Here is a 278-nt window from a genome sequence, read left to right as displayed (position 1 = left end):
AAGGACATCGACGGCTGGGGCTTCACCACCAAGACCGGCATATACGGCACCAACTACACCCAGCGGGCGCTCATAACGGCGATAGGACTCGGCGCCAACCGTCCGCAGGACGCGATCTATCCAACGTCGAAGAAGTCCGCTGGCGGGGTGATCAGGCGGACCTACAACGGTTCGGAAAAATACGTCCTGACCTTCAAGAAGGACCTGACGCCGCCCGTCTCCGGCTTCTGGTCGCTGACCATGTATGACGAGAACTACTTCTTCGTCGACAACCCGCT

General features: G+C 59.4%; 1 protein-coding gene. It reads left to right on the top strand.

The annotated features are described in order from the left end of the window. Nucleotides 1-278 (top strand): DUF1214 domain-containing protein (locus D8676_RS26630; protein WP_121584111.1); only part of this gene is annotated, 278 nt, incomplete at both ends.

Source organism: Mesorhizobium sp. YM1C-6-2 (assembly GCF_003666685.1).
In the GTDB taxonomy this organism is placed as follows: Bacteria; Pseudomonadota; Alphaproteobacteria; order Rhizobiales; family Rhizobiaceae; genus Mesorhizobium_K.
Note: the sequence above shows the minus strand (reverse complement) of the source record. Positions and strands in the feature narration are given on the sequence as shown.